The sequence below is a fragment of the Stenotrophomonas sp. PS02289 genome, from assembly GCF_029960115.1.
Lineage (GTDB): Bacteria > Pseudomonadota > Gammaproteobacteria > Xanthomonadales > Xanthomonadaceae > Stenotrophomonas.
Genome location: NZ_JASCOZ010000011.1, coordinates 16,377 through 40,180, shown reverse-complemented (window position 1 = coordinate 40,180; position 23,804 = coordinate 16,377). Strand labels below are relative to the sequence as shown.

At 61.4% G+C, this 23,804-nt stretch carries 23 protein-coding genes; 13 read left to right on the top strand and 10 right to left on the bottom strand.

The genetic code is table 11. The features are described 5' to 3' along the window. Positions 1-22: 22 nt before the first annotated feature. Positions 23-685, bottom strand: coding sequence for a hypothetical protein (locus QMX83_RS03080; protein ID WP_282295176.1), 663 nt, complete (start codon positions 683-685; stop codon positions 23-25). A 262-nt stretch (positions 686-947) separates the two neighbouring features. Between QMX83_RS03080 and QMX83_RS03075 the strand changes: the two genes are divergently transcribed. The 5 genes from QMX83_RS03075 to QMX83_RS03055 all read left to right on the top strand — a co-directional run bounded on the left by QMX83_RS03075 (position 948) and on the right by QMX83_RS03055 (position 8,117). Continuing rightward, positions 948-2,249, top strand: coding sequence for a DUF6361 family protein (locus QMX83_RS03075; RefSeq protein ID WP_282295175.1), 1,302 nt, complete (start codon positions 948-950; stop codon positions 2,247-2,249). After that, positions 2,249-4,051, top strand: a complete 1,803-nt coding sequence (locus QMX83_RS03070) for a phospholipase D family protein (protein WP_282295174.1) — start codon at positions 2,249-2,251, stop codon at positions 4,049-4,051. Before QMX83_RS03075 ends, QMX83_RS03070 begins: the two co-directional genes overlap by 1 nt. Beyond that, positions 4,048-7,182 carry a helicase-related protein gene (locus QMX83_RS03065; protein WP_282295173.1) on the top strand — a complete coding sequence of 1,045 codons (3,135 nt, stop codon included), beginning with the start codon at positions 4,048-4,050 and terminating at the stop codon, positions 7,180-7,182. Before QMX83_RS03070 ends, QMX83_RS03065 begins: the two co-directional genes overlap by 4 nt. Positions 7,183-7,236: 54 nt before the next feature. Next, a complete protein-coding gene (locus QMX83_RS03060; protein ID WP_282295171.1) occupies positions 7,237-7,791 on the top strand; it encodes a hypothetical protein in 555 nt (184 codons plus the stop codon). A gap of 86 nt (positions 7,792-7,877) precedes the next feature. Continuing rightward, positions 7,878-8,117, top strand: a complete 240-nt coding sequence (locus QMX83_RS03055) for a ribbon-helix-helix domain-containing protein (protein WP_282295169.1) — start codon at positions 7,878-7,880, stop codon at positions 8,115-8,117. A gap of 119 nt (positions 8,118-8,236) precedes the next feature. On the opposite strand, the gene QMX83_RS03050 is transcribed toward QMX83_RS03055, so the two are convergent. After that, positions 8,237-8,707 (bottom strand): hotdog fold domain-containing protein, encoded by a 471-nt coding sequence (locus QMX83_RS03050; protein WP_282295168.1) that lies wholly within the window; start codon positions 8,705-8,707, stop codon positions 8,237-8,239. 285 nt (positions 8,708-8,992) lie between these two features. On the opposite strand from QMX83_RS03050, the gene QMX83_RS03045 reads away from it, so the two are divergent. Then, positions 8,993-9,886: a hypothetical protein gene (locus QMX83_RS03045; protein ID WP_282295167.1), complete on the top strand. Its 894-nt coding sequence runs from the start codon at positions 8,993-8,995 to the stop codon at positions 9,884-9,886. Between the two features lie 110 nt (positions 9,887-9,996). Further along, positions 9,997-10,626: a hypothetical protein gene (locus QMX83_RS03040; protein ID WP_336618945.1), complete on the top strand. Its 630-nt coding sequence runs from the start codon at positions 9,997-9,999 to the stop codon at positions 10,624-10,626. A gap of 37 nt (positions 10,627-10,663) precedes the next feature. Here the strand turns inward: QMX83_RS03040 and QMX83_RS03035 are convergent, their stop codons facing one another. The 3 genes from QMX83_RS03035 to QMX83_RS03025 form a co-directional block, all read right to left on the bottom strand. Further along, positions 10,664-11,101, bottom strand: coding sequence for a hypothetical protein (locus QMX83_RS03035; protein ID WP_282295165.1), 438 nt, complete (start codon positions 11,099-11,101; stop codon positions 10,664-10,666). A gap of 371 nt (positions 11,102-11,472) precedes the next feature. After that, positions 11,473-11,796 (bottom strand): hypothetical protein, encoded by a 324-nt coding sequence (locus QMX83_RS03030; protein WP_282295164.1) that lies wholly within the window; start codon positions 11,794-11,796, stop codon positions 11,473-11,475. 369 nt (positions 11,797-12,165) lie between these two features. After that, positions 12,166-12,777 (bottom strand): flavodoxin, encoded by a 612-nt coding sequence (locus tag QMX83_RS03025; RefSeq protein WP_282295163.1) that lies wholly within the window; start codon positions 12,775-12,777, stop codon positions 12,166-12,168. 74 nt (positions 12,778-12,851) lie between these two features. On the opposite strand from QMX83_RS03025, the gene QMX83_RS03020 reads away from it, so the two are divergent. Further along, a complete protein-coding gene (locus tag QMX83_RS03020) occupies positions 12,852-13,745 on the top strand; it encodes a LysR family transcriptional regulator (RefSeq protein WP_282295162.1) in 894 nt (297 codons plus the stop codon). 3 nt (positions 13,746-13,748) lie between these two features. Here QMX83_RS03020 and QMX83_RS03015 read toward each other — a convergent pair whose 3' ends face one another. Further along, complete coding sequence (locus QMX83_RS03015) at positions 13,749-14,558, bottom strand: alpha/beta hydrolase (protein ID WP_282295161.1); 810 nt, start codon at positions 14,556-14,558, stop codon at positions 13,749-13,751. A gap of 268 nt (positions 14,559-14,826) precedes the next feature. Between QMX83_RS03015 and QMX83_RS03010 the strand changes: the two genes are divergently transcribed. Then, positions 14,827-15,441 carry a TetR/AcrR family transcriptional regulator gene (locus tag QMX83_RS03010; protein WP_282295160.1) on the top strand — a complete coding sequence of 205 codons (615 nt, stop codon included), beginning with the start codon at positions 14,827-14,829 and terminating at the stop codon, positions 15,439-15,441. Positions 15,442-15,569: 128 nt separating this feature from the next. Here the strand turns inward: QMX83_RS03010 and QMX83_RS03005 are convergent, their stop codons facing one another. Then, the gene (locus QMX83_RS03005; RefSeq protein WP_282295159.1) at positions 15,570-15,791 is read right to left on the bottom strand and encodes a hypothetical protein; all 222 of its coding nucleotides are present in this window, start codon (positions 15,789-15,791) and stop codon (positions 15,570-15,572) included. A gap of 154 nt (positions 15,792-15,945) precedes the next feature. Between QMX83_RS03005 and QMX83_RS03000 the strand changes: the two genes are divergently transcribed. Both QMX83_RS03000 and QMX83_RS02995 read left to right on the top strand, forming a co-directional pair. After that, on the top strand, positions 15,946-16,770 hold the full coding sequence (locus tag QMX83_RS03000) for an AraC family transcriptional regulator (RefSeq protein WP_282295158.1): 825 nt from the start codon (positions 15,946-15,948) through the stop codon (positions 16,768-16,770). A gap of 23 nt (positions 16,771-16,793) precedes the next feature. Beyond that, complete coding sequence (locus QMX83_RS02995) at positions 16,794-17,906, top strand: alpha/beta fold hydrolase (protein WP_282295188.1); 1,113 nt, start codon at positions 16,794-16,796, stop codon at positions 17,904-17,906. Positions 17,907-17,936: 30 nt separating this feature from the next. Here the strand turns inward: QMX83_RS02995 and QMX83_RS02990 are convergent, their stop codons facing one another. Further along, the gene (locus QMX83_RS02990; protein WP_282295157.1) at positions 17,937-18,152 is read right to left on the bottom strand and encodes an antitoxin of toxin-antitoxin stability system; all 216 of its coding nucleotides are present in this window, start codon (positions 18,150-18,152) and stop codon (positions 17,937-17,939) included. A gap of 101 nt (positions 18,153-18,253) precedes the next feature. Between QMX83_RS02990 and QMX83_RS02985 the strand changes: the two genes are divergently transcribed. Next, positions 18,254-19,327, top strand: coding sequence for a kelch repeat-containing protein (locus tag QMX83_RS02985; RefSeq protein WP_282295156.1), 1,074 nt, complete (start codon positions 18,254-18,256; stop codon positions 19,325-19,327). Here QMX83_RS02985 and QMX83_RS02980 read toward each other — a convergent pair. Together QMX83_RS02980 and QMX83_RS02975 are read right to left on the bottom strand one after the other, a co-directional pair. Then, entirely contained in the window at positions 19,316-20,704 is a 1,389-nt protein-coding gene (locus tag QMX83_RS02980) for an NAD-dependent succinate-semialdehyde dehydrogenase (protein WP_282295155.1), read from the bottom strand. The genes QMX83_RS02985 and QMX83_RS02980 overlap by 12 nt on opposite strands. 49 nt (positions 20,705-20,753) lie before the next feature. Continuing rightward, complete coding sequence (locus QMX83_RS02975) at positions 20,754-21,515, bottom strand: hypothetical protein (protein WP_282295154.1); 762 nt, start codon at positions 21,513-21,515, stop codon at positions 20,754-20,756. Between the two features lie 162 nt (positions 21,516-21,677). Between QMX83_RS02975 and QMX83_RS02970 the strand changes: the two genes are divergently transcribed. Continuing rightward, on the top strand, positions 21,678-23,252 hold the full coding sequence (locus QMX83_RS02970) for a PQQ-dependent sugar dehydrogenase (protein WP_282295153.1): 1,575 nt from the start codon (positions 21,678-21,680) through the stop codon (positions 23,250-23,252). The last annotated feature ends 552 nt before the right edge of the window (positions 23,253-23,804 follow it).

Here is a 23,804-nt window from a genome sequence, read left to right as displayed (position 1 = left end):
TTCAGTCACCGAGGGTGCTGCTCTAGGTGTTCGGTGCCTGTTGCCTGCACCTCAGCGTTTCAACCGAACTAAGAACCTGCGCGTCTAGTGGTACAAAGCTGGTCGGGAGTGTATTACTGGAGAAGTACGAGTAGATCAAGGTGTAGTCAGGACCCAATATACGCCTATCGCAGGAGTAGCCCTGGTATTCATCGAGCGCCTCGCAGACAGCCATCAGCTGATCATTCTCGCGCACGGCAGTGTGGGGGGTGTCCATAAGCTGCCAGATGAACCAAGTCTTCGACCCCGCGCGCTCCGGAATCGCAATGAGGTTGTTTGCCAGGTTTTTTGCATTCGCTGATTGGCTTATAGCAACATTCTTGATGTGCGCACCGTCTCCGAAGTCGCCAAAGCGCCAGCCGCTGTAGTCATTTTTCGAAACAACTGCCAAAGATGTCATGGTTTTTGGCCCCTTGCAGGCCTCGCCACTGGCATTCCAGCATCCACTGAGCGTAAACCCGCCTCGCACCTGAGCATCCGTTCCGGGGCGCGTTGGCGTTGAATCAATCGAGCGAGGTACGCAAAAGTCTTCAAACGCCCCGTCGATTCGATACCTTGTAACGGAATCACCGCATCCGGACAAAAAGAGAGCTAACAGTACGCAGGCCAGTCTAGTTGCCGCAGCTTGGTAGTGGGCAGTAGTCATAGATGTCTCTAGATGTTTGACCAAAGTAGTTCATTACGGACTCTGCAGCATCAACCTTGAATCCTCCGAATGCTTGAGGAAGCGCTCCGTTGTTCCTGAATACCTCTTTGTGGAACTGACCAATGGTAGCCCGGTCGGATGTGGACAAGCTGATTTCTCTGGTGCGGGTGTGGTTGATGGCGTGATATGGGCCTGTGTAAGATTCCCTGCAAATGGATGATGTTTGACGCCGGCTTAAGGACTGAGTACCCGGGGGGGGGATGTGGCAAGTCAGATTGCGTGGATGAGTTTTGACCAGAACCAGCTGCAGCGAACCCAGCTGTTCCTCAACGCACTCTCCGAGCGCGGTACGGTTGACGAACTTGGCACCGGGATCATCCGGGATCTGATCTCGGGGATGCTGTTTCCGGGGCACACCGTCCTGCACACGCGGGCCAAGTACCTGTTGTTCCTCCCGCGTGATCTGTCCCGGCTGTCGTCGAAGACCGTTGATGCGCTGGCTGCGGAAGGCAGAGGCACTGAAGGGCACCGCATCAAGGCATTGCGGCAGCGCTACCAGGACGAAGGTCTGCGCAGCAAGGGGATCATCGGATACACCACCGGCTCGCAGACCAAGCAGCTTCCGAGTAGCAGCTACTGGGGTCTCATGCGCCAGCTTGGCATCTACCGTGGCGAAGGCTCGCTCTGGGACTACTATCGCGAATTGGCGGCGCACAACGCCTCCCGCGCCCAGAACGCGATGCTTCACTCCGAGGAGGATGGCGAGCTGCCCACGGTGACCGGCCTGTGGGCGGAATATCCTGCTGAATCATCCGGATTCGACGGGTTCGACCTGAGTCCGGACGAAGCCGTTTGGCTACGCGAGCGCTTCCTCGAATCCGATAAGTCGCACCAAGAAGAAAGATCGCTCACCTCCTGGTTGCTTGACAAAGGCGGGCCGAGGTCTGGCCGCGAGTGGGTATCGAAACTCGATTACGTATGGAACCACCCATTGGTAGCGCAGTTTCCGGCGCGAACAGCGCAGGCCATGTGGCTGGGCCGCGATACGGACCAGTTGCTGTTCGGGGCGCGCATCCTCTACAACTACCTGTGCGCCTACCACCGTCCTGACCAAGGCGCAGAGCGTGATGCGCTGCTCGACAAGTACCGGACTGCCATGAACGAGTGGCGTTCGCAGATCGACGCTGAGCCGCCGAGGGCTACGCTTCTGACTGAACTCGATGATTGGGCACAACGGAGGTTCGGGGTCATCCGAGCAGGGGGCGAGGCGCGGATTCGCTGGCGTGACACGCTCAGGTTCGTACAACGTTGGCAGCAACTGATCCAGAATTCAGCGGATCTGCTCGCTGACCGTGACGCGCACAAACACCTCATGTGCCGCGAGCGCAGCCTCAAGCCTGGTAGGGCGCGGCTGGAAAAGCCGAATGAACGCCTGCAGGGCTGGGGCGGCGACGCCGGCTATTTCCGGTTCGATTTCAACTGGTTGCCAGCGTGGAAGATTCTCGATGACATCCACGCTGGGCTGCGCACACCGCGGGTGGCAATTGATGGGGAAACTGACTGATGTTGCGGCTGAACGAGACCGCCCTGCTCCTCACTGCCCTTCAGCCGCCGCAGGGGATGTCTCTGGACGCCGCGATCGGCACGACATTCACCCTTGATCTCACGGCGCTGCTGACGATTCCGGTCGCCGCCAGTTTCGATCTGTTACAGGGGGAGCACGAGCCTGCCGACCTGCTGGAGACGGTCCGCCGCTACGCTGATCGTACGATCCTGTTCTGTCAGGCTGGCGCGATCAGTGTTCCGGCGCGGTACCGGGCGGCCCATACCTTCGTGGAAGACACCGTGGTCGAAGTGCGTCGGCCGCAGGGTGGCCTGTTTCATCCCAAGCTGTGGGTGGTCCGGTTCAAGGCGGGTCAACGCTACCTGCATCGGGTGCTGGTCATGAGCCGCAATCTGACCTTCGACCGGTCGTGGGACGTCATGGTGAGGCTTGACGAGGACGCAGATGCGCGTAGGACGGTAGAAACCGACGGGCTGCTGGAACTACTCGCGGACCTGCGCGGGAGGGCCGTGCGCTCGCTGACGGGAGCACAGGAAACGCTGTTCTCATCCGTATTGTCGAGTATCGCGGGAGCGACCCTGGCTGTGCCTGAGCCCTTTTCCAGCGGGAAATTCGTGCCCTGCCTTCCTGGCGTGAACCGTTGGCCATTCAGATCCCGACACGATGCGGTGCTGGCGGTTTCGCCGTTCCTTGGCCGGGGCGCTGTCGCCCGCTTCTTCAAGCCGAATGCTGGCCGCAAGGTAATCGTATCGCGCCAGCGGGCATTGGACGCGCAGGTCACGGCATTGGCGTCGACCTCGGTCAGCGAGGTGTACCGGCTCAAGGACGCGCTGTTGAGCGCCGAGGACGACCTGGGGACCCTGGACGAAACCAGCGTGCTGAGTGGTGATCCCGCCGTCGCGCACGCTGCCTTGAAGGGACTGCACGCCAAGTTCTACGTGCAGGACCACGGAGCACGCGCGACGGTGTGGCTGGGGTCGGCGAATCTCACCGATGCGGCGCTCTCCACCAACGTCGAACTGCTGGTTGAGTTTACCGGCCCTGTTAAGCAGGTTGGCGTCGAATGCGTACTGGCGCGAAAGGGGCGCAAGGATGACCTCAGTTGGCTGGTAGAGCGCCACGACCTGCCCGACACGGACGGTGACGACGACGAAGAGGAAGGCCTGGACCCGATCGAGCATCTCGCCTACGACATTGCTTCTTCCGCATTTGAGATTCTGTGCGAAGAGCATGCCTCCGGTTGGACGGCCAGTTTGTCGGTCAGCGGCATGCCGTATGCATCCGAGGTCGCTGTCAGCGCCCGCCTGCTTAGTCTTGCCAAGAGCCGTACAACGCCGGTGGAAAGCGGCAAAGCGGCGTGGTCAAGCCTGGCGGCCGAGGACCTTACGCCGTTCGTGGTGATTACGCTGTCCAGTCAAGGTGCCCAGCGGAATGTCCTTGTAAGGGCAGCTCTCCACGGCGACCCCGACCATCGGCGCAGGTCGGTGCTGGCACGTGCGATTCGTTCACGCGAAGACTTCCTGCGATACCTCGCTGCCTTGCTCGGCTACCAGACGCTGGGTATCAGCGGGGCTGGCGGAGGCGATGGTGGGCCGTTTGACCGTTGGTTCAACGGCATCGGCGTGGACCGGGTGCTGGAGGACCTGCTCACCACCGCTTCCCGCCATCCCGAGCGGCTGACATCGCTTGGCCAGACACTGGATGCCCTCGGTCGCGACCCTGAATTCGGCCGCATCGTGCCTGCAGATTTCACGCAGCTCTGGGAGGCGGTGTACACGTCACAGAAGGCGGCGATTCGATGAAGCCTCGCGGCCCCCTACCCGCTGAGAGCCTTAAACGCGCGACCGATGGGCTCAAGCAGTTCCAGCTCGATACCGTTGCAGCGGTGGTTGACGCCATGTTCGAGCGCAACCAGCGGCGCTTCCTCGTCGCCGATGAAGTCGGCCTGGGTAAAACGAAAGTCGCACGGGCGACCATCGCCGAGACCATTCGACGTCTCTGGAACGACCCGTCTGCACAGCGCATTAATGTGATCTACATCTGCTCGAACGGGCAGATCGCCCGCCAGAACCTTCAGGACCTGAATGTACTGGCGCCCGATGGCAAGACGGTTCGAAGTGCGGATCGATTGACCATGTTGCCCTCTGCCTTGGCGGGGCTGGGGCACGTCAACGTGGTGGCGTTCACCCCCGGCACTTCCTTCCAGCTAGGAAGAAACCCCGGTCGGGTCGGAGAGCGTGCGATGCTGTGGAAGCTGCTCAAGGACCCCCACGTTGACTGGGGCGATCTGCTCGCACGGGATCGGGCCAAGGAGATATTCAGCGACCGCGCCACCGCGGATCGCTTCAAGCGCGAGTTGGCCGAGCTGGGCGACTTCCTGCCCCCGCGCGTGGTCGCCAAGGCCTTTGGCAAGCGTGTCCGAATGGCAAGGCTCCAGCAGGAGTTTGCCTACATTTCCGATGGGCGCAGACCGTACGACGCAAAGCGTGGACGCACCCTGATCTCCCGCTTGCGCCGTGTGCTTGCCGAGGTGTGCATTGAGCTGCTGAACCCCGATCTCATCATCCTTGACGAGTTTCAGCGGTTCAGTCATCTGCTTCAGGGGGAAGGCGAGGATGGCGAGCTTGCACGGATTCTGCTCGACCACCCCAACGCGCGCGTACTGCTGCTTTCGGCAACGCCGTACAAGATGCTGACCCGCGCGGAAGATGAAGAGAGCCATTTCGAGGGCTTCGAGAACACCGTCAACTTCCTGCTCGGCGAGGGTCGCGAGGCGGAGCTGAAGCGGCTGCGTGAATCCCTGGCCGAGCTCCGGTCGGGAATTCTCGGGCACCGCGACCCTGTACGGCTTTCGGAAGCGCGCAACACGGCCCAATCCGTGCTTCGGAGTGTGATGGTGCGCACCGAGCGATTGGCCGCTGCACCCGATCGCGACGGAATGCTCGACCTGCGCCCACACGACATCAAGTGCACAGTCACCGCAGCAGATCTGGGTGGATTCGTCGCTATAGACAAGGCCGCCCAGCTGCTCGCCGATGTCCCTTCCATGATCGAGTACTGGAAGTCTGCCCCGTACCTTTTCAACTTCATGGACGAATATGCCGCCAAGCGGCGTATTCGCGAGGAGTTGCAGGAGAACACGGAATTGCAACGGGCGCTGCGCGGCAACCACATGCTGTCGTACAAGGAGATCAACCGTTACCTGCAGGTCGACCCCCGCAACGGCCGGCTACGCTGGCTGTTTGAGGATCTCGATGCCGCATCGGCATTCGACGTACTGTGGGTGCCTCCTGCCCTGCCCCAGACCCAACTGGCGGGTCGCTATGCCGCTGCGGGGGCGCTCACGAAACGGCTGATCTTCTCGAGCTGGAGCGTGGTGCCCAAGTCTGTGGCGGCCCTGACCTCGTATGAGTTCGAGCGCCGTCACGGGCGTGTTCCGGCCGGTCAGACCAAGCGCCCCCGTTACAGCAAGGTGCGTGAAGGTGCCCGGCCCCTCGACCTCACCACGCTGCGCGGAACCGCTGCGGATAACTTCACCGGCTGGTTCGCGCTGATCCTGCCTTGTCGGTATCTGGCGGATCTTGGAGATCCGCTTGCCGTTGCACAGGCGACCGGGGAACCCCTGCCCCTCTCGCTCACGGCGCTGCGGACTTATGTGACCGGGCAGATCGAATTGCGGCTTGCGCCCTTGCTTACAGGTGAACCCGCGGTCGGTGCCGGGCGCAGCATCTGGTATTCCGCCGCACAGGTCTGGCTGGATACAGAGATCGCCGAACTCACGCCTGAGCACTGGATGGGGGCAGGTCACGACTCGCAGGCCTTCCACGACCATTGGGCGCGCCTGGTCGAGGCTGCCGGAATGCCCGAGACGTGGGGGCCGCGGCCCGTGGATCTGGTGGAACGACTGGCCGACCTCGCCATCGCCGGACCGGCTATTGCCGCACTGCGCGCAATGACGCGACAGGGCCATCGCTTCACCGCCAAGGTGGCGGCGCACGAGCTGCGGGCGGCGGCAGCTTCGGTGGCGTGGGCGTTCACCAGCTTCTTCAATGCCGCAGAAGCGCATGCGATGGTCGAGTCGAGCGCGCCGGACAAACTGGACTACTGGAAGCGACTGCTGCTGTACTGCGCTGACGGCGGGCTTGGAAGCGTACTCGACGAATGGTTCCACCTCATTCCTGATCAATGCCGGCTCAACAAGGCGTCAGAGGACCCCATCAAGCAGATGGCCGCCCTGGCAGCGGACGTCCTGCGCCTGAACGACGGCCGCAGTTTCAGCGACTTCTACGATCGGATCGGCGCGTCCGGAGAGACAAAGTCGCACGCGATTCGATCCCACTTTGCCATGCGCTATGGGCAGGCGCGCGGTGCTACCGCAGAGGGAGAGAATCCGGTCGCCGTGCGCAATGCGTTCAACTCGCCATTCCGACCGTTCGTACTGGTGTCCACCTCGGTTGGGCAGGAGGGGCTGGACTTCCACTACTACGCGCATGCAATCGTGCACTGGAATCTTCCGGGAAATCCGGTTGATCTGGAGCAGCGCGAGGGGCGTGTCCACCGGTACAAGAACCACGCTGTACGGAAGAATGTGGCTGCCCGATTCTGCAACGATCCTGCACTCACCACGTCACCCGATCCATGGCGCAGCCTGTTTGAACTGGCTAGTGCGGAGCAGAACGGCGACGGCGGGCTACGGCCCCACTGGGTGTACGAGGGTGACGCCCGGATCAGACGTCTTGTGCCGATGCTTCCCTTGAGCCAGGAGATCGGAAAGCTGAATCAGCTCGTCGAGGCTACGAGCCTGTACCGCATGACCATGGGGCAGCCACGCCAGGCCGAGTTGATGGATGTGCTGGCTGGGTTGAGCAAGGAAGAACAAGACACACTCCGTAGCGCGGCGTCGATTGACCTCAAACCACGGACGGGGGGGTGAATGAGAGGCAGTGCGATGCTAATACTCATGCTATCGCTTGGATCGTCTACGGACGTGTCGGCTGCCGATTCCAAGCGCCGTTCTTACTATTTCGAGTCCAGAGAATCCGTTGCGTCAGTTGAGGTTGGGATGTATGCGCAGGAATCAGGGCTGAGCTGTGAGGAAGCACGGTTAGCCCTAGCGCGGCAAGAGCTGGCAATTCCCCATATTGGCGCACTGCGGACTGAGTTCCGGGATCGGCTTGCCGGATTGTTCTGGGTGCGCCGGCCCTCGCAACATATCGTGGTTCGCCTTACCGGGAACGACATTGAGATGGCCAGGGAAATCAAGACCGAAGCCGGCGTCGTACCCGTGAAATTTGAGACTGGCGCTGCTGCCACAGTCGCCCAGTTGGCTGACAAGCTCAATACAGCGGGCCCTGCTCTTCGGAGAGCTGTCCCCGGCCTTTCCGGTACGTGGGTGGACGAAACCAACGGAAGAATAGTGCTTGATGTCGCGGCACCCGCTGCTGCGGAAGACTCCTACGAGAAAGAGCGCCGCGTCATTGAGAATCTGATTGGATCTCCCGTGGAGTTCAGATTCATGCCCGCGCCTCGGGATTTAATGTAACCAATAGGGCCGTTACCGACCGCCGTCATAGCGGGTCCACAACCGTGGGTGTATACCTGCGTATGTGCCTATTTGCGGAAGTCACCATGAATACCATTCGTTGGAATGTGGTCGTGTCGGCTGACATCGATGAATCATTGCGCATGTTCTTGGCTAGCGAAGGCGGCGGCCAGCAAGGGGACATGTCACGTTTCATTGAGGAGGCGGTGCGCGCTCACTTGTTTGTGTTGAGCGCGAACGAAGCCAACGCGGCCAATGCGCATCTGAGTGAGCCGGAGGCAGCCAAAGCGGTGGATGAGGCGCTCGCATGGGCATGTAAGCGCTGATGCGGGTGGTGGGCCGACAGTGGCTGAGTGAGACCACCCGGATTGCGGGTTCGATTCCCAGGTCTTCCAGAACGCAGTAGCCGGCGTTGATCATCAGACTTTCAAGCCCGACCCTCCAACTACTTCTTGGGTGACACCCACATCGAGATGATGGCCTTGAATACGACCTCCCCGCCGGCATCCGTAACCGCAACCTCAACCGGGTACTCCCCTGCCACTGCCCAATCGAACTCGGTGTTCAGCGGGCGGGCCGTTGCGGTCACGCTGGTCGTGGCTTTCTTCAGGTACTCCACAGTCATGCCGCGTGGAATCCACCGCACACTGGATGGGATGGTCACCTCCGTCATCACTCCGCCCGCCAGTTCGGCCGCGTTGCACATGGCGATGGCGTGGATCGTGCCGATGTGATTGAGCACGGCGCGACGCTTGCGGACGTGCACCACGCAGTGCCCAGCTGCGAGCGCTTGGAATTGCGGCGCGATCGAGCGGAAGTAAGGGGCCTTCAAGCACAGCAGCTGGGAGAACAGCCAGCGGCCGGGTGCCGTGCGTGAGAGCCGGTTCCAGATACTCAGCGTGCCTTGTTTTGCCACAGAATCCCTCAATCCCGCGTCTACCATACGCACAAGTATGCATTATTTAGCCTCATCGGAACTGGAGGCGAACAGTCTCTCGTGGGTCCGGGAGCGTGCGGACCGCAACGGCATACATTTCGTTAAATCAATGACATACGCAGACGCTAGGCCAATTGCGCCACGCCGCATTGTTGGTTTAACGGGTTTAACATATATTCCGAGCATTGCCAGCACGCCGAGCCGATCAAGGCCGGTAGATAACCGTCGGAAGCCAAGATGACCACGTCACGAGATTTGCGCCACATGCTCATCAGCGACAACGAAGGGGGCCTTCTGCAGTGGTCTGGGAAAGCATCCGTTGGCGAGTTGTTGCGCGCGAGCCGTCCCTCCTCACAGTTTCCGGACGGCGGCCGCATCCACATCTACGCAACGCTACGCCTACCTGTCATCCAGGTCATGGCTGGCGCGCTGCTGGCTGCGTTCCGAGTGCGGCACGGTATGAAGATGCCAGCTAACTTGCAAATGCTGGCTTACCGAGAGGACAGCTGGTCACCAATTCCGACAAGCTCGCGCTCGCTTGCAGATGCTCTCGAAGTTCTGGTGCATGATCCGCACTCTGCGGACGTCTTGATCGACTTTTCTGACATCAGCGAGAAGCGTCTCAAGGCGGTTGAGCTGCTGTTCGTGGAGGCCAATCCGCACATCGGCTACGTTCCATCGGTGCTGCGGAAGCGAACCGTCGATGGCTCCCACGAAATCCCGAGCGAGTTGGTCCAGCTCGAGCAAGATGCAGCGGCGCGGCGCTTTGCCTTGGCCGAAGACTGGCCGACCGCAGCCACCGTCAGTCGCACACTGGGTTCCACCGCAGGCAACGCCAGTCAACTTGCGACAAGGCTACGTCGCGCCGGCGAACTGCTGGGCGTCTACCTTCCAGTGCCGGGCGGCAGCTGGAGGTTTCCTCGCTGGCAGTTCCGAAGTGATGGCCAGCCCGTTGAACACCTTAAGGAGATTCTTCGAGTGCTCCGTGAGGAGGGAAAGTTCTACGACTCGCAGCGGCGCACGACTGGCTGGGGTGAGGTGGAATGGTTTATCTCCCGCCACGTGCTATTGAACGGCAAGACGCCAGCGGAACTGCTGCCTGTCGATCCCGGACGCGTACTGCAGGCAGCAAGGACAGAGTTTGCGGAGGACGCCTGATGCCTGCAGGCACCCCGTGGGTGACGGAAGAGCCCACGTGGTCCCCTGCCCCTACACAGGTCCTCTACCGTGTCCATGACGCTCAGTTTCCAGCGACCGCGCCAAATCCCGTGAGCAAGGCCCGATTTGCGCTTACGTCATCTCACGCCATGTTTTACGCAGCCGACGAGATCGAGGGTGCACTTTGGGAAGCCCTGCTGCGCTATACGGCTATCGGTCCCAAGGGCCAATGCGATTTCCCTACGGCGAAACTGAAGGGCCAAGTGCTTTCCTGCGTTCGCTTGGTTGACGCAAGTGCAAAGGTGCTTTCCCTTAGCCGGCCGGCACTTCTCCTACTGTTCCCCGACGGCGATGGTCCTGCAGTCCAGGCAGTCAAAGAACTCACCACGACGCCTGACCATGCCTCAACTCACGCGGAGGCTGCCGCACTGTACGATTGTTTGCAGGCGCTCGATCCGCCGGTACGACGTATGCCAATCTTGAGCTGGAAATCCCGTCAGTTCGAAGACTCTACGGTGTACCTGTCTTACCATCCCAAAGACGTTACGCCAGATACTTCAGGCTGGGTCCAGGTCGGCGAATCCCAACCGTTGGACTCACCGGTCGGTATCAACTTGATCAGGACGGCGCTTCAGATCCACGGGTTCATGTGGACTCCGGTCAACACCTTTTCCACAGAGTCCTTGCATGATGAAGCGGATGTCATGGACGAAAGCCCTAATCAAAGTCCGTTTGATTGAGACCGTCGTCCATTGGCTATCGCCTACGCTCCCCCGATCAGCGATTCTCGCCGACGCGGCTGGCAAGCAGAAATGCCCTACTCCGCAGCCGATCAAGCTCTGCGTTCAGCTCATCATGTTCTGGCTTCAACGTCAGTTCGCCACCAATAAAAACCTGGCCCAGGTAGAAATCGTTGAATGAGCCCATGCCTCCATAGGCACACCGCAGGTCGTGAGCACCCTGGACATCAAGATCCTCCAGCCGTGATTTGACGCGACGCATCCAAGCGCTCCAGTGAGTATCGCCATTACCCTCCAGAAGATCGATGAGCTGTTCAAGAACGTGGATCAGCTCTTCAGCTTCTGGATCCATGCTGACTTCCCATCTTCTGGGAGTTCTGAAGTGGCGGATGATCGCCCTTCGCGCATACACCCACGCTGCCGAGACCAGGCCGAAAAGAAGCAGTACCGTGACAATGTACGCAGCCAGCAGCATCTCTCCTCCCTGGAGCCAAGTCCTGCCCTTCCAGAAGCGTTATATGCGACGCGATCAGCTCGCGGGAAGTGCCCGAGGCTGATCAGGTCGTTCATTATGAGATTTTATGATGAATTTCATAATTATGGTTTGGCTCATAAAGCACCATAACTTGTAGCCGTCGCATGGGCTTACGGCCTCCCTGGCTTCCCATGACGAGCAATCCGGGTTGCTGATCGAGCTCATGTGAGTCCGGACCTGGGCGTGTGATTGCCTGCGCGTGGACACGGGTTCTAGCCACGCATGGCGTGGCTCTACGGGGGTTGGGATGGTTGTTTGTGCTTCGACACAGGGGCGGCGGCGCCACCGCCCTGCTCATCGGCGCGGCTTCGTCAGCGGGCGAGGACCAGCTTCCACCGATCTCCAGTCGCCTGGAAACGCACCACCACTTCCGACAAGGCTTCTCGCGAAGGGTTGCCCGCCAGGACGATCAGCTCTTGCCCGGTTCCCAGGTACATGCGCCTACCCGGCTCTACCCCAAGGTCACGAATCCACAGCCCGCGTGTCTTCATGCACGGCACGGTGGGGCAGCCGGGATAGGTCTTTACGCCTTCGTGGTGAAGCGCGTTGATCATCACGCTCTTCGGTGCGCGCCAGAAGCGCCTGCGGAATTCCCGCTGTTCTTCGGTCAGGTTGGCCCAGTCGTTGTCCATCATGGTTCTTCCTCATGTGCTGCTCCCCGCCAGGATGGCGGGGAGCCGGGAGGTTCAGAACCGTGGTAACGGATACGGTGCGACGTATTTCCGCGAGGGTGTTGTATTTCGCCACCCTCCCGACACAGGTCGTACAACATGCAAACCGTTACCGGGTTCTGACACCCGAGGCACACCATGCGACAGACGCGAGGATAGCGGAATCAGCAAAGTTTCAACCGCTTATCGGGTGCAAAGGGAGCGATGTCGCAAATAATCCGTAACGTCAAAATGTCGACGAAATACCGCTATTCATGCGGTACTCGGTCACGTTTTCCGTTTCGCGTCGCAGCAAGCGGTGCACGTCGCGAGGCCAAGGCCGCGTTGTCGCTTCTAGCGCAGAGCGCGCTTGTTGCCGGATTTCGAAGCATCCAGCCACGCGTTGACGGTCTCCATCGTTCTGCGTTCCTGATCAGCCTCCATCACGAACGGATCCAGAATGCGTGCCTTCGGCGCATGGCGGGCCAGTACGCGAAGACTGCTGCCGACGCCATAACCACCATGAGTGATAAACGGCACGATCGTCTTGCCGCTCAGGTCGTGCTGGCTCAGGAACGAGCGGATGACCGGTGGCGCCGTCTCGCCCCAGATCGGAAACCCCAGATACACCGTGGTGTAGCGTTCGATGCCGGGTACGCGTGCTCGAAGTGCAGGTTCAACGCTCTCGTCGCGTTCCTGGCGCGCCTTGGCGACTGTCTCCAGGTAATCGGCCGGATAGTCGGTAGCCGGCAGGATCTCGAAAAGATCGCTGGGCATGCTGCGATGGATCAGCCCGGCGATGACCCGGGTGTTGCCGGTGCGAGAGAAGCAAGCGACCAGGGTCTGGGTAGTCGAGGTGCTGGCGACCTCACTGCCCTGCGGCTCCTCGGCAGCGCATCCCAGCGGTAGTGCGGCCAGGGCGGCCACCACAGCGCGGCGGCCGGAATTGGGGGGTGAAGTGCTCATGCGGCCAATCTACGCCTCCCCAACACATGCTTGCAGGGGCATAATCGGATATCGCTTATATCCGGGGTGCATCAATGGGTATCGAGAACTACGACCAGTTGGCGATCTTCGCGCTGGTCGCGCGTGAGCGCAGCTTTACCCGCGCTGCTGCCCAGCTGGGCATGTCCCAGCCAGCGCTCAGCCGTTCCATGCGTCAACTGGAGGAGCGCCTGGGCGTCCGGCTGTTGGCCCGCACCACCCGCAGCGTCTCGCCCACCGAGGCGGGCGAACAGTTACTGAAAGTGGTTGCTCCGCGCTTTGAAGAGATCGATACCGAGCTGGCCCAGCTCAATGCCTTCCGTGACAAACCCGCTGGCCGCATCCGTATCACCGCCGGTGAGCATTCCGCGCTGACCGTGATGCAGCCGGTGCTGGGCAAGCTGTTGCCGCAACACCCGGATCTGCACATCGAGGTCACTGTCGATTACGGCTTCACCGACATCGTGGCCGAGGGCTATGACGCCGGCATCCGCTTGGGCGAACAGGTGGCAAAGGACATGATCGCCCTGCGCGTGGGGCCGGAGCTGCGCATGGCGGTGGTGGGCTCGCCCGCCTACTTTGCACGTCACCCCAAACCGAAGTCCCCACACGATCTTACCCAGCACAACTGCATCACCATCCGCCTGCCAACCTACGGGGGCATCTACGCCTGGGAGTTCGAAAAGAAGGGCCAGGAGCTGAAAGTGCGGGTGGAAGGTCAGTTGGTATTCAACAACATCGCCATGCGTCTGGGTGCCGCACTCGAAGGACTGGGTCTGGCTTACATGCCGGAAGACCTGGTGCGCCCTCATGTGCAGACGGGCGCATTGGTGCAGGTGTTGCAGGACTGGTGCGCGCCCTTCCCCGGCTACCACCTGTACTACCCCAGCCGCCGGCAGTCGTCGCCGGCGTTTACGTTGCTGCGCGATGCACTGCGGTACCCGGGGTAGAGCTCAAGCCGAAGGTGGCGTGCGTGCAGGCGTTCCTTTCAGGAATCCATCAAGGATTTGGTTGAAGGCCTCAGGTGCCTCGATCGGAGGAAAATGCCCGACGCCTTCCATCATTTCGACCGGGACACCGCCCAGTGCCCGCGCCATCCCTTGAACCACGCTATAAGGGGTATTGACGTCGGCATCTCCACCCACAACCAGAACTGGGCATGAAACCGAGCCAATCTCATGAGTAAGGTCCAGGTCGGCCACCATGCTCCAAGTCAAGCTGTGGGCCAGCGCCTCCTGGCGTAACAGACAAATCGCTGCACGATTGATGACATCAGGTCGCTTGGAGCCAAAGCCAGGACCGAACCAGCGCTCTATTGTAGGTGCAACAATGCCGGCCATGCCCTGCTTCAGAGCTGTTGCAGAACGCTGCTTCAATGCATCCCTTACAGATGTTGCGGTATGCGTGGTGCCGATCAGCAACAGCGACTTGACCAGATTCGGATGGCGCAGTGCCAGATGCTGGGCGATCATCCCCCCGAACGACAGACCGACCACATGAACTGCATTGATATCCAAGGCGCTTAGAGCGAACGCGACGGTGTCTGCAAGCTGAGCAAAGGTGGGTTCTTGCACCAACGGAGATGACAAGCCGTGACCGGGCATGTCCATCGTCACCACATCGTACTCATTCCGGAACGCGGAAATCTGATTGTCAAACCATGAGCCGTCCAGCCCAACCGGATGCAGAAACAGCACAGTCGTACCACGCTTCCCCGTGCGAACTACGTTGATAGCGCCACTTTGTGGGGTGTTGATCAGCATTTTCGTGTCCTTTGATGTAGTGGTGCGCTTTACAGCGCTCAGGCGTTGCCGGGCGAGGCTGCGTTTCGCAGTCGGCCAGGGCTCATTGGGATCGTTTTTTTGGCGAGTCGATCAGGATCTTCTGATCGGCGGGGCTAAGCCAAGACTTCGTGATAGGTAGTGGATGGAGTGATATGACGGCATGCAGTTGCTGGGTGTTTTTGCCCTTGACTGCACGGGGGTAATGGTATACGAGTAATTGCTCATCTTTGTACTCGCATATTCCAACATGAAGAATCGCCGCCCCCAGTTGGCGCAAACTGCAAGGAAAAGGCCGTCTCAGCGGCGCTCCGTCGCAACCGTAGATGCCATCATCGAATCAGCTGCTCGCATTCTTGAGGCGCGCGGACACGCCGGCTACAACACCAACGACATCGCTCAGCTGGCGGGTGTCAGTATTGGAACGCTTTATCAGTACTTCCCAAACAAGGATGCGATCACCAACGCATTGCTGCTTCGCGAGCTGAGGGCCTTGAGCGACGCGCTACTAACCGACGCGGCTGCCGGCTCGGAGGAGGAAGGCCTCGAACGAATGATCGAGACCGCGGTCAGGCACCAACTGGGCCGATCCGGACTGAATCGCTTGCTTGAGGTCGAAGAGGTTCGACTGCAGCCGGATCTGGCGTTGACGGAAGCGCGCGCGGAACTGGAAGCGCTTGTTAAAAGCTTCTTCGAACGCTCACGAATGCTAAGTGACTCATGTGACTTCGTCGCCGAAGATGTGTTCGCCATTGTCCGCGGAATGGTTGACTCGGCTGGTTTTCGCGGCGAGTCGGACGAGGAAGCATTGATACTCCGCGTAAAGGCGGCCGCGTTTGGGTATCTCCAGTTTCGCCGAAGCTGAGTGCCTCTGGCCGCCCTCATCGGGAAGTCTCCAGGGTCCAGAACTGGACCCAAACTATCCCGTGGTCACTAATAGAAACAGGGCATCAGCTGGATATCAGTCATGCGCCTGGGATATGAATCATCCGATCAGGCCAGCATCAGCCACAGGCCGTAGAGGCTGATCAGAGCGCCCGCACCCAGCACCAGCCAGGCCACGCCATTGAAGCGATGGAATACCTTGGCCAAGCCAAACGCCAATGCAATGGCGGCAATGCCAAAGCCCAGCCAGATCACCGCAGCCACGTTGCTGGGCGAGTCCCAGAAGGACCCGGGTGCACCAACTGCGGCGAACAACAGACTCAGGCCCATGGGCGGATCCTCGAAGTGGACGGCTGGGTGAACACTAGAAAGTTGGCTGTCCGGGCCGGGTGAAGGTCACCGAAGGCCGACAGCAAGATCCCGCAAACGCCCTCCCCGCCCCTGCGGTACGCTGCCCTCCAGTCACGGGCACGGAGCAGGCGACATGGGTGCGGCACGCAAGGCCCTTTGGTACATCGAGAGCCACTTTGCCGAGAATCCCTCGCTGGCCCAGATTGCCGCGGCGGTTGAGCTTTCGCCGTTTCACCTGTCGCGCCTGTTCCAGGTCAGCACCGGCACCTCGATGGCCCGGTATCTGCGTTCCCGCCGGCTGAGCGAGGCGGCCCGGACGCTGGCTGGCGGCAGCGCGGCCATTCTGGATGTGGCCCTCGCAGCAGGCTATGCCTCACATGCGGCCTTTACACATGCCTTTACCGAGCAGTTCAAGCAGGCACCGGAGCAGGTACGGCGCGAGGGTGTGGGCGGGCTGGCGCTGGTGGAGGCGATCCGGCTGGATGCGCCCGCCCTGCCCTGCGAGGTGGAGCCAGTGCGGCGCCGGGTGGAGGGATTCCGCGTGGCTGGGGTGTGCGCCCGGCATACGGCGGCCACGGTGGCGTCGATTCCCTCGCAGTGGCAGCAGCTGGCGCTGACTCGGGAGCTGGGGCGGGATATCGCCTACGGGGTCTGCTGCAACCGGGATGGCGAAGGGGCGTTTGATTACATTGCAGGGGTGGAGATCGGGGCCAGTGCGGCGGTGCCGGCGGCCTGGAGTGCGGTGTCCATTCCTGCCGGCGACTACCTGGTGGCGTGGCATGCGGGGCATATCTCGGCCATCCGGTCTACGTGGTACTGGTTGTTGAATGACTACCTGCCCGGCTCCGGGTTGACCTTGATGGATGCGCCGGACTTCGAGCGGTATGACGCGCGGTTTGATGGTCGCACCGGGAACGGTGGGGTTGAGATCTGGTTGCCGCTGGGTGATTCGAATTAGTTCGAGGAGAACGTTCTGTGCGAATGATTGCGGCCTTTATTGCGGTAGTGGGGTGTTTGGTTGCGCCGGTTGCGGTTGCGGAGAGCAGCCGGGCAGAGCCCGGCTCTACGGATCGCGGGCGATCTGAAATTCGGGCGGTGGGCGAAGTGCACGGGGTGGCGCATACGGCCAGTGCTGCGATTCGTGATTTGGAGCGTAGTGACCAGGTGCGCTACACGGTGTGGTATCCGGCACAGACGGGTGCGAAGGAAGAGCCGATTACGCTCGGACCGCCTGGGAGCCCGTTGTTCGTCGTGGGTTCGGCTGCTGCGCAAGCGCCGGTCGCTGCTGGGCGCTGGCCGGTGCTGCTGCTGTCGCATGGCAACGGTGGGACGGCGCGGATGATGGGTTGGTTCGGCACGGCGATGGCCCGCGCGGGTTATGTGGTGGTGGCGGTCGATCATCCTGGCAACAACGGCATCGACGCGATGACGGCGTCCGGCAGCATTCTGATGTGGAACCGTGTGGATGACCTGGCGGCTGCGTGGGCAGCGGTGCAGGCGGACCCGAAGCTCTCCGCGCATCTGGATGCCAAGCGCCTGGGATTGGCCGGCTACTCGGCCGGCGGCTTCACCGCGTTGGTGGCAGCCGGAGTGAAGCCGGACATGGCGCGGTTGGCCGCCTTCTGCGAGGCCAACCCGAAGGATGGGGTCTGCGCACCGCAGTTGGAGAATCCGGAGTTCACCTTTGAGCGGCGGATGGCACTGGCGGCCGCGCCGCAGATGGCACCGTGGGTAGCCAAATCAGGGGAAGATCGCCGCATTCCGAACGTTCGTGCGGTGTTCTTGATGGCACCGGCCATTGTGCAGGCGTTTGATCCAGCGGATCTGGCGGAGCTGGATGTGCCGCTGTCGGTGGTTGTGGGTGAAGCGGATACCGTCGCCTCGCCTGCAACGAACAGCAAGGTGATTAGTGAGGCGAACGCCACGGTGAAGCTGCAGGTGCTGCCTGCCGTGGGGCATTACGATTTTCTGTCCGACTGCACGGACCTGGGCCGCGAGCGTGTTGGACCGTTGTGTGAGGCTAAGGTAGATAGATCGACCACCCATCAGACGGCGATTGATCAAGCCACGTCGCTGTTTGCGGCGGGTCTTTGAAGCGAGCATTTGATCGCGCGGCTGATGCGATCACTGGCGGCCACGCGCGGCGGCACGCAGCGCGGCGAATTTTGCTTCGACCACATCATTGGGAATACCCTCCCCCGCGAGGATGGAGGCCCGCGCAGCATCGACTTTGCGCTGCAGAAAGGCATGGTACTGGGCACGCGTTTCTTCAGCGTCTGCCAGGGTGTCGTCCAGCAACTCGGGGGCTGGTTTGATCATGAATACGGCTTCTTTCGACATGGCGCGTTCCTCGGAGCGATGTTGGGGTCATAGGTACGTGGCCCGGACGCCACGATGCTGTAAGTTGTAAGACCCGGGCGTCCCACAACAGGAGTGCAGGCATGAAGCGACCCACCACCGGCCGCGAGTCTCACGGGCGAGGCATTAAGCGATTGTTGCCGACGGCAGTCGCGCTGGCATTTTGCATGGGTGCGAGCGCCCTGAGTGCCGCTCCTGCAAAGCGTGAGGTGCCCCAGTGGCAAGCCGTTGACACAACAGGGGCGTCACAGGAAAGGCACGAAAGCTCCGCTGTCGTAATCGGCGACCACCTCTATGTGGTCGGTGGCCGCGGTGACCGTGCCCTTCAGGCATTGGACCTGAACACGCGCGCATGGCGCACCCTGGCCGCGCCGCCGATTGAGGTCCATCACGCGCAAGCCGCTACGCACGACGGCAAACTTTTGATCATCACCGGGTTCACCGGCGGATTCCCGGACGAAACGCCCTTGGCCAACGTTCTGGTCTATGACCCGGGCGCTGATCGATGGACGGTGGGCGCGGAGATTCCCGCAGCGCGCCGACGCGGTGCCGCCGGCGTGGCAATCGAGGGGGAAGTTGCGTACGTGGTCGGCGGCAACGCCAAGGGCCATAACAATGGCTATGTGAAGTGGACGGACGCCTTCAACATTGCGACCGGCGAATGGAAAGTACTGGCCGATGCGCCCCACGCACGTGACCACTTCCATGCCGTGGCTCTGGATGGGCGCATCTACGCCACTGCGGGCCGCGAATCGTCACATAACACCGGCGAGTCCTTTTCCCGAACGGTGAAGCCGGCGGATGTCTATGACATCGCCAACAATAGTTGGCGCACCCTGCCCTCGCCCATCCCGACCCCGCGCGCCGGAACCTCGGCAGTCGCGGCGTCCGGCAAGGTGCTTGTGCTGGGTGGCGAAAGCGGTAGCCAGAACGAGGCGCACGACGAGGTGGAAGCGCTCGACCCCGCCTCTGGCGCCTGGACTGCCCTGCCGTCGCTGAGACAGGGCCGCCATGGCTTCCAGGCGGGACTGCATGACGACGCTGTGGTCGTCGCGGCCGGAAGTGCCAATAGAGGCGGTGGTCCAGAGCTCAACAGTGTGGAACGGCTACTTCCATTGGAGGGCGAAGCCGGGCAGAGCCCGGCTCTACCGAGGTGACTTTGGAATCTTGATCGACTTGACGTTGACGAACTCCTTCAAGCCCTCCGGCCCGTGTTCGCGGCCGTAGCCGGAGGCCTTCACCCCACCGAACGGCATGGTCGGGGATGCCACATCAAAGCTGTTGATGCAGACCATGCCGGTGTCGAAGTATTTGCTGGCCAGCTCACGGGCGCGCTTCACGTCGCGACTGAAGATGCCACCACCCAGCCCGTAGCGGCTGTCGTTGGCAATGCGCATGGCGTCCTCGTCATCCTTGGCACGGATGATCGCGGCGGCCGGGCCGAACAGCTCATCCGTGTAAGCGACCTGGCCAGGCACCACATCGGCCAGCACCGTAGCCGGGTAGAACCAGCCGGTACGGTCCGGCACCTTGCCGCCGACCAGCAGGCGGGCACCCTGCGAAACGCTCTTGCTCACCTGCTCGTGCAGCTTGTCGCGCTGCAGTTTGGAGACCATGGGGCCCAGTTGCGTGTCGTCGGCATTCGGGTCGCCCATCTTGATGGCCTCGAACTTCTTCGTGTAAGCGCTGACGAAGGCGTCGTAGTTCTTTTCGGTCACGACGAAGCGCTTGGCGTTGACGCAGGTCTGTCCGTTATTGAACAGACGCCCCTTCACACAGGTGTCGACGGCCAGCTCCAGGTTGGCATCGTCCAGCACCAGATAAGCGTCGTTGGAACCCAGCTCCAGGACGGTCTTTTTCAGCGCCTCTGCCGCCTTGGCTGCGACGGTACGGCCGGCGGCCTCACTGCCCGTGAGGGTTACCGCGCGCACCAGGTCGTTCTCCACGATGGCATTGGACTGGTCGTGGCTGATCAGCAGCACGCCGAACAAGCCCTTGGGCAGCCCGGCACATTCGTAGATGTCACGCAACAGCAAGCCACTGCCGGTGCAGCTCTCAGCATGCTTGAGCAGCACGCCATTGCCGGCCATCAAGCTGGCGATGGAGTAACGAACGGCCTGATACGCGGGGAAGTTCCACGGCTGAATGCCGTAGACCACGCCGATAGCCGAATGGGTGACGATGCCTGTGGCCCCGTCAACTTCGCGTTCCTCATCGGCCAATACCGAAGGCCCCTGCTGGGCGGTGTAATCGCAGATGGCGGCACACAGGTCCACCTCGGAACGGCTGTCCTTGATCAGCTTTCCGACCTCGTTGGTCATGAGCTGGGCGAATTCCTCTTTCCGATCGCGCAGCGCCTTGGCGATGGCGGCGATGACCTTGGCACGCTCGTCCAGGCTGCGCAGACGCCACTGCAGGTGAGCCTCGTGGCTGGCTTTGACCACCGCTGAGGCTTCGTCGTCGGACATGTAGTCATAAGTGTCCAGCACCTCCTCGGTCAGCGGGTTGATGGTGGTGAGCTGTTTTTTGGACATGAAACGGAATCCTCTACTTCGGGGGAGAGTCTGGAACGAGTGGAAGGCCTCAGAGATGGGCCTTGCGATGGCGCTCCAGCAGGGGTTCGACGTCAGCCAGGGCCCGCAGCACTTCACGCTGCCAATGGCCAGGCTGCAGCTGGCGTACGGCTGAGTGGGCGGCACAGACGGTTGGGGAATCCGCCCACTGTGCGGCCAATGTCCGCGCCCAGTCGCTGAACGCGTCTGCGGCCTCGGGCACGGGACGGAGCGCCTTGCCCAGCATGGGATGGAACTTAAGCCGCGACTGCGGCAGCAGTTTGCCCAGCCAACCCGGGGCGGCGAGCACGTTGAGTGTGTCGTCCACATGCACGATGCCGCTGCGACGGTGCCGGACGAGGACGGACGCGGCATGCACCTTTTCGTCGGATGTCACCAGGTCCAATCCATCGGGAATGGAAAAGTCCAGGTCCTCCCGAAACTGCTGCTGGGTAACGGGATCTTCGATCACGGCGGGGTCCCATCTCACGGTTGGCGCGTGCTGTTGGTGCCGACGCGTGCCGATCATCCGCGCCCGTGGCAGCAGCTGGTGCATGCTGTAGCAATGCAGGGTATGGAACGGATGCACGTTGATGATGGCTTCGACCAGGTCGCCGTTGCCGGTCAGGGCCAGCAGCTTGGCGCGGTCGTCTTCATCCACTGAGTAGCTGTCGAGCAGCAGGAAACGGCCGTTTGTGCGGCGGATCAGCGACATCTGCGTGCCGACGTCGAGGACGCCGGCAACGCGATGATGGCCGCGGAAGTTCCAGAAGTCTTCGGCCAGTTGTTGCATGGGGGAGTGTCAGCGTGGGATGGGGTCTTTCGATGATCGACCTCGCCCGGTTCCCATGTCGTGAATTCTGCGCGGCCGCATCTCACTCGCGGTTCACTGGAATGGGCGGCGTGCACTCGATCATTGCTACAGTGGACCACCGACCTGCCCTGATCCCTCGCTATGCCCCTTTGGTTGCGACACGTTTCCATCTTCCTGATTTCCGCGCTCGCGACGGCCGCTGCGGCCAGCCTGCTCCAGACCCAGATGAATCTCCATTCGATTGCGCAGATGGGGGTCACGGTCGGCTGGGGTGAGCGCAGTGCACTGACCGCAGAAGACCTGGCGCGGTTCGGGCCGGTGATGTTTGGCTTTGCGCTGGCAGGCGGTGTGTTTGCGCTGGGGTTACAGGCCGGATTGAGGCGCTTGCGGGTGACTGCCCTGCCCGGTGCGCTGATTGCTGGCGTGCTCGGGCTGGCCATTGTGCTGGCCCTGCTGCGCAGCGTGATCCCGATGCCGGCGATTGCCGCCACGCGTGAGCTGTCCGGACTGGGGTTGATGAGTCTGTGTGGGCTGGTGGGTGGCTACATCAGCTACCTGCTCTCGTCGCGTGTAGGCCACGCCCCTTTCCAAGGGGCCATTTCGTATCTACTGCCAGTTGTTGCGGTGTTGCTGCCGGGCGCATCATTCCTGCTGATGCGCCCGGTACCGCAGCAGCCGCTGCCCGTGGCGGCAACCGGGTATGAGGTCACGACGATTGCCTCAGGCCTGCAATGGCCGTGGTCGATGGCGGAGCTGCCCGATGGCCGCTGGCTCGTTACCGAAATGGCAGGTCGCGTGAAGCTGATCGATCGCGCGGGTGTTATGAAAGACGTGAACAACATTCGGGTGCCAGCACCCTTTAATCGGGAGCGAGTGATCGGGCTGATGGAGGTGGCACTTTCGCCGAACTTCGCGAATGACCGCTACGTATACCTGACACAAGGCTATCGTGATTCGCGCGGTGCAGGCGTGCTGCTGATTCGCGGTGTGCTGACGGAGCGGGCCGACGAGTGGTCTATTGAACAGGTCAAGTTCCTGTTTGAAAGCACGCCCAAGCGTAGCGATGGCAATAATGGCGGTCGTCTGGCATTTCTGGATGACAACACTTTGCTGATGACCGTGGGCGACGGCAGCGCACGTCGGGAAGAGGCGCAGAACCCGGAGAATTCTCTTGGCAAGGTCATGCGGATTGACCTTTCTTCCGGAGCCAGCCGCGCCGTGGTACACACCTCCGGCCACCGTAATCCGCAGGGCATCGTGCGTGATCCGGTCACCGGGGCGGTCTATGTAAGCGAGCACGGGCCGCGTGGCGGCGATGAGCTCAACCGGCTGCGACCGGGCGGCAACTATGGCTGGCCCATCGTCAGCCAAGGCATTGACTATCCTTTCGCGCGAGTGAGCCCGTTCACGCAACGTGATGGATTCGAGGATCCAGAACTGGTCTGGTCGCCGTCTATCGCGCCCTCTGGCTTGGCGGTGTATCAAGGCGCTCAGTTCAAGGGCTGGCAGGGAGATTTCCTGGTGCCGGCCCTGCGGGAGCGAAGCATCCGCCGCCTTGTGCGCGAGGGCGATCGTATTGTGCGTCAGGAGCTGTTGCTGGGTGAGCTGGGCGAGCGTATCCGTGACGTCAAAGTGGCGGCGGATGGTTCGATCTACGTGCTGACGGATGGGGCGCGTGGGAAGTTGCTCAGGCTGGTAGCGATTGCGGGAGATTGATCGGGCGACCGAGGATCGGCCGAAAGTAACCCATTATGCAGTCCAGATTGCACACGGCGATCTGTACATGCCCTTTAGACGAAATACCAGAGCCGGGATACAACTCGCCTCCCTCCCAGAATGCACCGCGCACTGTGTCGTAGCTGGTCTCCCCCGCAAACTCCCTCAGGCCATGCATGGCGTTGATGGTCGCGCAGTCTAGCTCCCGCCTTGCTCTATCAGGCCCAAGACTATTCACCGGAACTGGAATGCCCACTGCGTGCAAGCTAGTTGTGAACGCCTCGTGCGCGCCCCGTAGCTCGCTCAGTGCATCACTCTCGAACAGGCTGAAGCAACTGCGCAAGTCGATGATGGCCCCGAGGACGAACGGATCAATGATCCTCCCTCTTGTAATGTGGGGTATTCGCAGTGCAGCATCCATCGCAAACTGCATGGCTCTTTGGGGGTTCCCTTCCCAGAAGTAGACACCCGGACCGAGCCAGTCGTACGCGTTATCGCTCTTAACGAGATGGGCGTCTCCCGCCAGCACTGCCTCGCCTACTTCTCGCGAAC